The sequence below is a fragment of the Thiohalocapsa halophila genome (assembly GCF_016583825.1).
In the GTDB taxonomy this organism is placed as follows: Bacteria; Pseudomonadota; Gammaproteobacteria; order Chromatiales; family Chromatiaceae; genus Thiohalocapsa; species Thiohalocapsa halophila.
Window position 1 is genome coordinate 72,455 of record NZ_NRRV01000003.1, and the last position, 11,642, is coordinate 84,096.

Here is an 11,642-nt window from a genome sequence, read left to right on the forward strand (position 1 = left end):
GGTGTCATGACCGAGCAGCCGCAGGAGCAGATCGCCGTGCTCGGCGCCGGTTCCTGGGGTACGGCGCTCGCGTTGCTGCTCTGCCGTAACGGTCACGGCGTGCGCCTGTGGGGGCACGATCCCGCCCACATCGACGCGCTGGCGCACGACGGCGAGAACCGCAGCTTCCTGCCGGGCTTTCCCCTGCCCGCAGCACTCGCCCCAATGGCGACGCTCGACGAGGCGCTGGACGGCGCCACGGCCGTGCTGGTGGTGGTCCCGAGCCAGTTCTTCGGCACTGTGCTCGCCCAGCTGGCGCCGGTGCTGCCCGCCGACCTCGGCCTCGCCTGGGCCACCAAGGGCTTCGAGCCCGACAGCGGCCGGCTGCTGCACGAGGTGGCACTGGAGCAGCTCGGCCCGCGGGAGCTCGGCATCCTGTCGGGACCCACCTTCGCGCGCGAAGTCGCCGGGGGTCTGCCCACCGCTATCGCCGTCGCCGCCTCGGCCCCGGCCTATGCGCAGCGCCTTGCGGACCTGGTGCATGCGCCCCGCTTCCGGGCGTACACCCAAAACGATCTCGTCGGCGTGCAGGTGGGCGGTGCCGCCAAGAACGTCGTCGCCATCGCCACGGGCATCGCCGATGGGCTTGGGTTCGGTGCCAATACCCGCGCCGCGCTCATCACCCGAGGACTCGCGGAAATCATCCGCCTCGGCGAAGCCTTGGGCGCCCGCCGCGAGACCTTCATGGGCCTCGCCGGACTTGGTGACTTGGTGCTCACCTGCACCGATGATCAATCCCGCAATCGCCGCCTGGGGCTGGCGCTGGCGGCCGGCAAGCCGGCGGCGGATGCCATGGCGGAGATCGGCCAGGAGGTGGAGGGCGTGGTGACGGCGCGGGCGGTGCATGCGATGGCCGCTAAGCATGGCGTCGACATGCCCATCTCCGATGAAGTCCATGCCGTCCTGTACGAGTCGCGCACACCGGGCGAAGCCACCCGACGACTCCTGGAGCGCGCCAGCAAGTCCGAAGTGGATCACTGAGTCAGCCATCGCCGTGGACGATGCCTGGACGCCGCTTGTCAGCACCGGGTCTCAGCGCCAGATCTCAGCGCCGGCGAATCCGCACTGGCGCCAGGCTTCGTAGACCACCACGGCGACTGCATTGGACAGATTCAGGCTGCGGCTCTCGGGCCGCATGGGCAGGCGCAGCCGCTGCGCGGGCGCCAGCCCATCCAGCACCGCCTGCGGCAGCCCGCGGGTCTCGGCCCCGAACAGCAGCGCGTCACCCGGTTGGTAGCGGCAATCGGCATAGTGGGCTCGCCCACGAGTGCTGAAGGCCAGGAGTCGGCGCCAGCGTACGGCCTCGGCGCAGGCCGCCAGGGAGTCGTGAACCCGCACCTCGGTATATTCCCGGTAGTCCAGCCCGGCCCGGCGCAGGCGTCGGTCGTCCAGCTCGAACCCGAGCGGGCCGACCAAGTGCAGCGCGGCCCCGGTGTTGGCGCAAAGCCGAATCACGTTGCCGGTGTTGGGCGGAATCTCGGGCTGATGCAGAATGACGTGGAACATGGGGCTCGGCGGCATCCCCCCGCGGCTGTGCCAAGTGCTGCGCCCGTGCTGCGCTAGACGATTGACCATCATCCGCCAAAGCGTGGTATATTAATAGTTCTGCATATTCCGGACCGGACAGCTGCACCGGAGCGCTCGCCCGAAGGTGTGCCCGATAGCGCACGCCAGAGAGCAAGCGAGAGCGCACCTGGCCGCTGGCCGACTCGGCTGAATCATCCGAAGACCCGATGGGGAGACGACCATGAGCGACATCGCTGCGCTGAAGCAAGAAAAGCAGGAGCTGATCGACAAGATGCTGGAGATGCAGAAGCAGTTCATCGATCACGAGCACGAGCACGGCGTGTCCGGCAAGGATTACTGGGCCTCCAGCGAGGGCCTGCTCGCGAGCTACCGCCAAGAGTACATGGATATGGCCAATCGCGTCGTGGACATCGCCCACGAGATCGTCGGCTCCAACCGCCTCTGATACAGCACGCATCCCAGCCGCGCGCTTGCGCGAGCGCGTACACCTGCGTTCCTGCGTTCCTGCTTGCGCAGACGCGCGAATGGGGATCGGCACGACTCGAAAGACCCCGCTGCGGCTTAGGCACAGCGGGGTTTTTTGAGCTGAGCCACCGCGCTAGCGCCCTCCGGCGGCCCCGCCTCAGTGCAGCAGGCCGGTCCAGCGCTCGCGATATTCGCCCTCGAAGAAGAACTCCGACTCGCCGAAGGCGGGCTTGAGCTCATCCAGCCAAGTCGCCTGCGGGTCGAACTGCGCGAAGAACGGCCGGTTGACCCAGTCCGGGTTGCGGGCCTGTAGGAAGCGCAGCACGAACACCTTCTCGCCCGCCACTTCCGTGACGCCCGTGATCTCGACCTTGCCCGGGCCGGCGCTCATGCTCGGCCCGCGGACGGTGCGCGCCAGGCCCGACACCTGTTGGATCGCCTCGCGGTAGACCTCCCAAGCACGCACCAGCGGCACCTTGAAGTGGTGGTGGGCGCCGGTATCACGCTCCACGAACATGTAATAAGGGATGACGCCCAAGCGCACTTGCTGGCGCCAGAGCGGCGCCCAGGCATCGGGGTCGTCGTTGATGTGGGCGAGCAGCGGGCCCTGGCTTCGAACCTCCGCGCCGGTGGCGCGGATGCGCTCGATGGCCCGCTCGCAAATGTCCGTGTCCATCTCGCGCCAGTGGTTGAAGTGCGCCATCAATGCCACATGCTTGCCGGCGGCCACCAGCCGCTCCAGCAGCGCCAGCAGGGCATCGCTGTCCGGATCTGTCACGAACCGATAGGGCCAGAAGCTCAGCGCCTTGGTGCCAAGACGGATGGTTTGGACATGATCGAAGTCCCGGTGGAGCAAGGGCTCCAGATAAGTCTCAAGGTGGCGGGTCTTCATGACCATGGGGTCACCGCCGGTGACCAGCAGGTCGGTGACGCAACGATGCTGGCGCAGGTAGGCGTGCAGGCCCTCGGCCTCGTTGGTGGCGATGCGCAGCTCCTTATCGCCGACGAACTGCGCCCAGCGGAAGCAGAAACTGCAATACGCGTGGCAAGTCTGCCCCTGGCTGGGGAAGAACAGGACCGTCTCGCGGTACTTGTGCTGTAAGCCTGTGACCACGTCGCCGTTGGGCAGGCGCGGCGTATTGAGCTCGCGCTGACCGGCTGGATGCGGGTTCAGCTCCTCGCGGATCCGCGCCACGGTGGCATCGAGCTCGGCTTCCACGGTACTTGGACCTATGTTGGAGCTGGCGTCGCGGCGCAGCAGGTCGGCGACCTGCGCATAGTGCTCCGGCGACAGCATCCCGGGCTGGGGGAAGGTGAGCTGGAAGATCGGGTCATCCGGCACATTGGCCCAGTCGATGAGTCGCTCGATGACGTATTCGTTCACCCGAAAGGGCAACACCGTCGAGACGACCTTCATCGCAAAACGCTGGTCCGCCGGTAGATGGCGAATCGCGGTGATGCGATCGAGGTCGCGCTGTGTGTAGACACGGAAGGGCCGTCCCTGTTCGGGCACACTGGCACCGATCTCGCCCGTCTGGAGCAGGTTTGTTGCGGTCATGGTCGTTTCTCCTTCCTGCAGTGTCAGCCCGGCGACCGCAGCGGACAGTCCTGCGTGCTCGCAGTGCTGCGCGCGACGTTGCGGTGGTGGGCTTCGAGAGCACCCGCGGTGCCGGATCTGTGCCCGGTGCGAACCCGAGGTGTCGGGAGTCCCGCGAAACGGCGGGTGGGTGGCAGGCAGTCTAGTCGTGTTTCACCGAGGCTTTGTCACGATCCAGTGACAGCGCTCGGCGAGGGTCCCTTATGTGACCCTACAGGGTAGCACAAGCCTCTGGCTCGACAACACTCCCAGTCGCGGCTATCAGCGTCGAGATCGGCCGTCCGTCCAGGGGTCTGCTTGGCCGGTTGGCGTTGCCAGGGCGGCGGGCTCTTGGTGGTGGCTGCGTGCTGGTGGGCCGTCGTGGTGGGCCCTCGCCGCGGCGCTGGCTATTCGTCGCGGATGTGGCGTTGGTACTTGGGGACGTCGTGCATCTTGAGCTCGATGGCGCTGCCGCTCGCCACCAAATCCGGCGCCTCGCCTTGGAAGTGCAGCTCGACCCGGATAGCACCCCGACTGGACAGAGGCAGCGGGATCATATCCCGGTAGGTGTAGATGTTGTCATCGATGTCCCCGCCCGCGCAGGCGAGCGGCCCTTCTGGCACCGGCCCGTCCAGCTCCGGTGCATCCAAGAGCAAGTCGCCGCTCTGCCACCAGAGTGTCTTCTCGGCCGATCCGGTCATGGTCTTGATGATGACGGCCCGCGAGAAGTGAATCCGCAGGCGCTCCGCGGTGTGCTCGATGCTGTCGATGTGAGAGTCGGCGAGCTGGATGCTGCTGCTGTCCATGATTGTTCTTACTGTCTACGAACCTGTGGCGGCGGCCTCGATGATGGGGAGATGTCGATGCCGAAGGCCCGGCATTCAACCCGGACACGGCCCACAGGCGCGGCTCAACACCCGGGCCTCAGGCGGCGTCCTCGTCATCCTCGCCGCCGTTGCCCGTGCCAAAGTCCATATTGAGGTCCTTGATCTTGCGCGTGAGGGTGTTGCGCCCCCAGCCCAGGAGCCTGGCCGCCTCCTGGCGGCGCCCGCCGGTATGCTCCAAAGCGACTTGGATGAGGATGCGCTCGAATGCGGGCAACGCCGACTCCAGGATAGCGCCGTCACCCTGGCGCAGCCGTCGGCGGGTCCAGGCCCGCAGGGCTGTCTCCCATTGCTCGTCGTTGCCGCCGGCACCCTCCGACTCGCACAGATCCGGCGGTAGGTCATTGACGTGGATCTCCTTGGTGGAGGCCATGACCGTAAGCCAGCGGGCAGTGTTCTCCAACTGGCGCACGTTGCCGGGCCAATCGAGCCGCTCCAGGTGGGCAAGGGCGTCCGGCGCGATGGTCTTCGGCTCGCAGCCCAGCTCCTGGGCCGCCTGAGTGAGGAAATGGCGCATGAGCAGGCCGATGTCCTCGCGACGCTCGCGCAGGGCCGGCAGGTGAATCCGAATCACATTGAGCCGGTGGAAGAGATCCTCGCGGAAGCGGCCCTGGCGTACGTGCTCCTGGAGGTGCTGGTGGGTGGCGGCGATGATGCGCACGTCCACCTTGATGGGCGACAAGCCGCCGACGCGGTAGAACTCGCCGTCGGCGAGCACCCGCAGCAGCCGGGTTTGCAGCTCCGCCGGCATGTCGCCGATCTCGTCTAGGAACAGGGTGCCGCCGTCGGCCTGCTCGAAGCGCCCCTCCCGGCGGGTCTGGGCGCCGGTGAAGGCCCCGCGCTCGTGGCCGAACAGCTCGGACTCCATCAAATCGCGCGGGATGGCCGCCATGTTCAGCGCGATGAAGGGGGCGCCCGAGCGCGGGCTGTGCCGGTGCAGCGCGCGGGCGACCAGCTCCTTGCCGGTACCGGACTCGCCGTTGATCAGCACCGTGATGTTGGAGCGCGCCAGGCGGCCGATGGCGCGAAACACCTCCTGCATGGAGGGCGCCTCGCCGATGATGTCCGGGCTGTTCTCCAGGGATATGGCGCCTTCGCCCGCCTGCTCCTGTGCCCGGCAGGCGCGGCGCACCTGGTCGACGGCCTCGTCCAGATCGAAGGGCTTCGGCAGGTACTCGAAGGCACCGCCATGGAAGGCCGAGACGGCGCTATCGAGATCCGAGTGCGCCGTCATGATGATGACGGGCAGGCTCGGATAACGGCTGTTGACCTGCTGGAGCAGCTCCAAGCCGTCGACCCCAGGCATGCGGATGTCCGACAGGATCACGTCCGGGCGGTCGCGATTGAGCGCGTCCATGATGCCCACGCCGTTGGAGAAGCAGGTCACATCCATATCCGCCTGTCGCAGGGCACGCTCCAGCACCCAGCGGATGGAGCGGTCGTCGTCGATGACCCAAACGCTCGGCACCTTCGTCATCGCTGACCTCAGTCTTCGTTCGGCTCAAGGGGCAGGTAGACGAAAAACCGGGTGCTGCCCGGCCGGCTCTCGCACTCGATGAGCCCCCCGTGTTGGTTGATGAGCTCCTGGGCAATGGGGAGCCCGAGTCCGCTGCCGCCGGTGCGTCCCGACACCATGGGGAAGAAGATACGGTCCAGAAGCTTCTCCGGGATACCCGGCCCGGTGTCCTCGATCTCCACCCGCAATACCAGCCGGTGCAGCTCGTTGCCGAGCGTGAACTGCCGCAGCACCCGGGTGCGAAAGCTGAGCTCGCCGTTGTCGCCGGCTGCCTCTGCGCCGTTGCGGGCGATGTTCAGGAGCGCCTGGATGAGGCGATCCGAGTCCGCGCGCAGATCCGGGATGCTCGGATCATAGTCTCGGCCGATAGCGGGTCCGCCCGGATACTCTGCGCTGAGGAGACTGCGCACGTGCTCCAGCACATGGTGGATGTTGACCTCGCGCAGCTGGGGCAGCTGATTCGGGCCGAGCATGCGGTTGAGCAGCCCCTGGAGGCGATCTGCTTCGTCGATGATGATGCGTGTGTACTCGCGCAGATCCTGACTCGGCAGCTCGCGCTCCAGCAGCTGCGCCGCACCGCGCAGCCCGCCCAGCGGATTCTTGATCTCGTGCGCCAAGCCGCGCAGCAACGCCTGGGTGGCTTGATGCTGAGAGATCAGATGCTCTTCACGGGTGATGCGGATCTGCCGGTCCACCTGATGCAGCTCCATCAGGAGATCGGCACCCGACTCGAATTGGTGCACCGGCAGCACCGTACAGTTCACCCGAATCAGCTCGCCATCCGGCCTGCGCAGCTCCACTTCGCGCTCGGTGAAGGGCTGGCGGGTCTTCTGGGACTCCCTTAACCGTTCTTCCACGGGCTCTGCCGGACAGGGCACCAAGTCACCGGCGGTCTTGCCGAGCACGGCATTGGCGCTGACGGCGAGCAGGAGCTCGCCGGCGGAGTTGATGTAACAAAGCCGTAGCTCCGCGTCGAACAACAGCACCGCGGTGTTCAGATTGCCCAGGATCGAAGATGCCAATTGATTGTTTTCCAAAGTCTTCTGCTTCATGGAGCTGACTCGATCCGCGAACGGGCAGCGGCGTGCGCCGCCGGCAAGGGCACAGGGCCATTGTCGGCGGCGAAACCACCGCGAGTGCCGCCGGCCGCTTGAGCAGCCAAGGCAGCGCGGACTGAGATCAAGCAAGAACTGCACCAGCCTAATCCTTGCCGGTATCCGCCGACGAGGACACGGCCTAGCGGGCGAGTCGCTCGCCGCCGCCTCGCGTGCCTGGCGGGCTTGCACAATGTTAGTGCGCACGACGCCCTAGACCAGGGCTGTTTGTCGGCTCAAGGAGCGAGCATCCGCGCCGACATGGGCAGCGCCCGAGCTTGCGGGCGTGCTCCGGCTCTGGGGCTCTGGGGCGGGGCGTGATGATGGATGGCCGCAGCCGGCTCCAGGGCAGCGCGGGCGGCGGCCGGCCTGATCAGGGCTTCGCCGCTTCAGGCAATGGTGGGAGCACGTGGACGTGAATGGGCGGCGTCGACGCGACGACGGCAGCCGCGGCATCCTGAACGACGGCGCGGATGCGGTGCGTACCCAGCGCGAGCCCCCGCAGGAGCACTTGGCTGGGGCTCGGCAAATCGCCCTCGGCGGGCACGCCGTCGACTTCCACCACCAAGCGGTGCCCTTCCATCAGTGCCGGAGAGATCACGAGCGATACCGCAAGCTCCCCCTCGGCATCGCGGATGCGGTGCTCGTCGGCGGGGGCGACAATCTCGAGCATGTCGTAAGGACCGAGGAAACCGGCATCCTCGGACCGAGCAGCTTGGGGCGTCGCCTCCGCCGGGCCGTCGCCCGGCAGCGGGATGTCCAGCGCACGCGCGTTGGGCGACGGCCTGTCCGTGAACACGGGGCGCCCATCGGGCCCCACCGACTGGTAGACCTGTGCCTGGGCCAATGGCGCCAAGAGCGCCAGCAGGAGCATCGCCGGGGGTGCGCGCATGATTGCCTCCGCGGCTCGCGGCGTCATTGACAGCTGTGCAAGTGGAGCGCGGTGATTCGCCCCCCACGGCGGCGTTCTAACCCAGCACAGGCGGGTCGTACAAGCCGAGACGGCGCGAGCTGAGACGGGCATCGCGGCGGTGGCGGACGGGATCGGCAGGCTGCGCAGCCGGATGAGCGGATGCCGTTGCGGTGGGCACTCGGTGGCAGGCAGGCCCCTCGCGCAGAGACCAAGGGCAGGCGCAGCCGTTGGCTAGGGAGGTGGCCGCGCCGGGGCGAGGGGGGCAAGCGGGCATCCTGCCCGAGGCAGTGCTCCGATAGCGATGCTCCGATATGGCGAGATTGGGCAAGTAATGCCAGTCGCTGCGGCGATCGCGCGAGGGATCGGTCGGGGTTAGCGACGGCGTAGCCCGACAATCAACCGATCGGGAGGGCCGCATCGGGTTAGGCTGCGCTAACCCGATCGACACGGCCTTGATGTTTGCCCAGTCCCTGCCGCGGCGCCCTTAGAGGCTGTAGTACATGTCGAACTCGATGGGATGGGTGGTCATGCGCAGCTGCGTGACCTCGCCCATCTTGAGTGCGATGTAGCCGTCGATGACGTCATCGGTGAAGACACCGCCCTGGGTGAGGAACTCGCGGTCGTTGTCCAGCGCCTCCAGCGCCTGGTCCAGGGAGTAGCAGACCTGCGGGATGGCCTTCTCTTCCTCGGGCGGCAGGTCGTAGAGGTCCTTATCCATGGCGTCCCCGGGGTGGATCTTGTTCTGGATGCCGTCGAGGCCGGCCATCATCATCGCCGCGAAGGACAGGTAGGGGTTGCCCATGCTGTCCGGGAAGCGGACCTCGATGCGGGTCGCCTTGGGGTTGGCATCGTGGGGGATGCGGATGGAGGCCGAGCGGTTCTTGGCCGAGTAGGCCAGCATCACCGGCGCCTCGAAGCCAGGCACCAGACGCTTGTAGGAGTTGGTGGAGGCGTTGGTGAAGGCGTTCAGGGCGCGGGCGTGCTTGATGATGCCGCCGATGTAGTACAGCGCCGTCTCCGAGAGCCCGCCGTACTTATCGCCGGCGAAGATGTTGGTGCCATCCTTCGCCAGGGACTGGTGCACGTGCATGCCGTTGCCGTTGTCGCCCACCAGCGGCTTGGGCATGAAGGTGGCCGTCTTGCCGTAGGCGTGGGCGACATTGTGGACGCAGTATTTCAGGGTCTGGTTCCAGTCGGCGCGCTTCACCAGGGTCGTGAACTTGGTGCCGATCTCACACTGGCCGGCGGTGGCCACCTCGTGGTGATGGACCTCCACGGGTACGCCCATCTCTTCCATAGCCAGGCACATGGCCGCGCGCAGGTCGTTCAGGGAGTCCACCGGCGGCACCGGGAAGTAGCCGCCCTTGACGCTCGGGCGGTGGCCCATGTTGCCGTCTTCGAAGACGCGCTCGGAATTCCAGTCGGCCTCATCGGAGTCCACCTTGTAGAAGGCGCCGCTCATGTCCGCGCCCCAGCGCACGTCGTCCAGCACGAAAAACTCGGGCTCCGGGCCGAAGAAGGCCGTGTCGGCGATGCCCGTGGACTTGAGGTAGGCCTCGGCGCGCTTGGCCACCGAGCGGGGATCGCGCTCATAGCCTTGCATGGTGGCGGGCTCGAGGATGTCGCAGCGCACGATCAGCGTGTTCTCGTCGGCGAAGGGATCCAGGATCGCCGTGTCCTCTTCGGGCATCAGCACCATGTCCGAGGCCTCGATGCCCTTCCAGCCGGCGATGGAGGAGCCATCGAACATTTTGCCGTCCTGGAACAGCGAATCCTCCACCATGCTGGCGGGCAGGGATACATGCTGCTCCTTGCCGCGGGTGTCGGTGAAGCGCAGGTCGACAAACTTCACGTCTTCGTTCTTGATGGTCTCCATGATCTTCGATGCCATACTGTCAGTCTCCCGTCGGTTCGATTGGGGTTGGGTGTGAGCCGGCATAGGGTCGGTGCGTCCGGACCCGGCTGCGCTCGGAGTGGATCGCGTCGTTGCGTCTCACGCTGTCTCAGCAAGTCGCATAGGCAGTTTTCGTGCCAGGAGCCAAGGCCGATGCCTACCTGTGCTCGGCGTCGGCTCGCCGCCGGCAGGCGGCCCCCGCGTGGATGACTGGACTCACGCGCAAGTGACTGACGGCTGGTTTGCGCTAGCGCACAACCCCGCCACAATCCCGCGCACGAAGGCCTGCTCACGCACGGCGGGCTGCCCCAAACCGGACGCGCACTGTTCGAATAAAGGGCGGCCTCGACTTAGTATGCACCATTACGGTGCGTTACACCGCGGTAAACGCTGACGCCGGCGAAGATAGGGTCCGCTGCAATGGCCGCACGGGCCCGCTCGGTGAGGGCCTGGAGTGCCTCTCCCTGGTGCGCGTCGGTATCGAACAGGAGCACTTCGACTTCGATGCGCCCGTCGAGGTAGTGCAGCTGCACGCGCCGGGGGCGCGCCAGCTCCGGCAGGTTGGCCCAGTGCGCCGCCAGTCGTGCCAGAGTCTCCCTGCGGCTCGGCAGGCCCATGGTGGGAGGCGCTGTGTCATCGTCTTCGGGGTCGATATGGACGGTGACGTCTTCGATCTCCTCGATACGCGTCTTGAGCTCCTGCTCCACCTTGACGCTGATCAAATGTCCCTCGGAGACGCTGATGTAGGGATCGACGAGGACGTGGACGTCCGTCGAGACGGTGCCGCCGATGCTGCGGGTGCGCAGCATGTGCAAGTCCCGGACGCCGCCCACGTTGAGGATGGTCTCGCGCACCGCGGCGAGGCGCTCTGGATCGAGGCCGGTATCCACCAGCTCGCGTGTCGCGTCGAAGCCGAGCTCCCAGGCGATGCGGGCGATCATGATGGCCACGACGAAAGCCGCCACGGCGTCCAGATAAGGCAGCCCGGCCAGGGTCCCGGCGATGCCGATCAGCACCACGATGGAGGAGATGGCGTCGCTGCGATGATGCCAGGCATTGGCGCGCAGCATGTCCGAGCGCACGCGCCGGGCATAGGCGAGGGTGTACCAGTACAGCCATTCCTTGACACCGATGGAGGCCAGCGCCGCGAACAGCGTCATCCACGCCGGCCTGAGCAGATCCTCCGGCGAGAACAGGCGCAGCGCGGCATCCCATCCCAGGCCGATGGCCACAGCCAGCAGCAACAGCGCCAGCACCAGGGTCGCCATGGTTTCGTAGCGCCCGTGGCCGTAAGGATGCTCGTCATCCGGTCCGCGACTGGCCTGGCGACCGGCGATCCAGACCAAGACGTCCGTGGCGAGGTCCGACAAGGAGTGAATGCCGTCGGCGACGAGGGACTGGGAGTGGCCGATGAGGCCGACGCCGATCTTCATCACCGAGAGCAGTAGGTTGGCAATGCCGCCCACCAGGGCGGTGCGGGTGACGGCGGTGTGCCTGGCCTGGAGGCGCTGGTCGTTGTTGCTGCCGGCGGCGGCGGATGTTCCCATGCGGCTCTCCTGCAACGACGGCGCGGGCGGCGGCTGTGAGTATCGGCGCGCGCGTGTGCCCGAAGGACTGCACGCCGGCCGGCTCGGCGCGATTATAGGCAAGACACCGTTGCTGGACATCGGCGGCTGTGGTCGGCTTGCCGATGTTGCCGATAGAATGCCGCTTTTCCCCTATGCTGCCGGACCA

10 protein-coding genes are annotated in these 11,642 nt (G+C 66.8%); 2 read left to right on the top strand and 8 right to left on the bottom strand.

Annotation, left to right across the window (positions count from 1 at the left end; translation table 11 throughout):
- The first annotated feature begins 6 nt into the window (after positions 1-6).
- A complete protein-coding gene (locus CKO31_RS02200) occupies positions 7-1,020 on the top strand; it encodes an NAD(P)H-dependent glycerol-3-phosphate dehydrogenase (protein ID WP_200233633.1) in 1,014 nt (337 codons plus the stop codon).
- 51 nt (positions 1,021-1,071) lie between these two features.
- On the opposite strand, the gene CKO31_RS02205 is transcribed toward CKO31_RS02200, so the two are convergent.
- Positions 1,072-1,545, bottom strand: coding sequence for a tRNA (cytidine(34)-2'-O)-methyltransferase (locus tag CKO31_RS02205; RefSeq protein WP_200233635.1), 474 nt, complete (start codon positions 1,543-1,545; stop codon positions 1,072-1,074).
- A gap of 241 nt (positions 1,546-1,786) precedes the next feature.
- Between CKO31_RS02205 and CKO31_RS02210 the strand changes: the two genes are divergently transcribed.
- Positions 1,787-2,011 carry a hypothetical protein gene (locus CKO31_RS02210; protein ID WP_200233637.1) on the top strand — a complete coding sequence of 75 codons (225 nt, stop codon included), beginning with the start codon at positions 1,787-1,789 and terminating at the stop codon, positions 2,009-2,011.
- Between the two features lie 177 nt (positions 2,012-2,188).
- On the opposite strand, the gene CKO31_RS02215 is transcribed toward CKO31_RS02210, so the two are convergent.
- From CKO31_RS02215 to CKO31_RS02245, 7 genes are all read right to left on the bottom strand, one after another.
- Positions 2,189-3,589, bottom strand: a complete 1,401-nt coding sequence (locus CKO31_RS02215) for a KamA family radical SAM protein (RefSeq protein ID WP_200233639.1) — start codon at positions 3,587-3,589, stop codon at positions 2,189-2,191.
- Positions 3,590-4,014: 425 nt separating this feature from the next.
- Positions 4,015-4,413 carry a hypothetical protein gene (locus CKO31_RS02220; protein WP_200233641.1) on the bottom strand — a complete coding sequence of 133 codons (399 nt, stop codon included), beginning with the start codon at positions 4,411-4,413 and terminating at the stop codon, positions 4,015-4,017.
- Between the two features lie 118 nt (positions 4,414-4,531).
- Positions 4,532-5,968 carry a nitrogen regulation protein NR(I) gene (ntrC, locus tag CKO31_RS02225; protein ID WP_200233643.1) on the bottom strand — a complete coding sequence of 479 codons (1,437 nt, stop codon included), beginning with the start codon at positions 5,966-5,968 and terminating at the stop codon, positions 4,532-4,534.
- Positions 5,969-5,976: 8 nt separating this feature from the next.
- Positions 5,977-7,059 carry a nitrogen regulation protein NR(II) gene (gene glnL / locus CKO31_RS02230; RefSeq protein WP_200233648.1) on the bottom strand — a complete coding sequence of 361 codons (1,083 nt, stop codon included), beginning with the start codon at positions 7,057-7,059 and terminating at the stop codon, positions 5,977-5,979.
- Between the two features lie 415 nt (positions 7,060-7,474).
- The gene (locus CKO31_RS02235; RefSeq protein ID WP_200233649.1) at positions 7,475-7,993 is read right to left on the bottom strand and encodes a DUF4124 domain-containing protein; all 519 of its coding nucleotides are present in this window, start codon (positions 7,991-7,993) and stop codon (positions 7,475-7,477) included.
- Positions 7,994-8,498: 505 nt separating this feature from the next.
- On the bottom strand, positions 8,499-9,905 hold the full coding sequence (gene glnA, locus CKO31_RS02240) for a glutamate--ammonia ligase (protein ID WP_200233652.1): 1,407 nt from the start codon (positions 9,903-9,905) through the stop codon (positions 8,499-8,501).
- Positions 9,906-10,258: 353 nt separating this feature from the next.
- On the bottom strand, positions 10,259-11,455 hold the full coding sequence (locus CKO31_RS02245; RefSeq protein ID WP_200233653.1) for a cation diffusion facilitator family transporter: 1,197 nt from the start codon (positions 11,453-11,455) through the stop codon (positions 10,259-10,261).
- Positions 11,456-11,642: the final 187 nt, after the last annotated feature.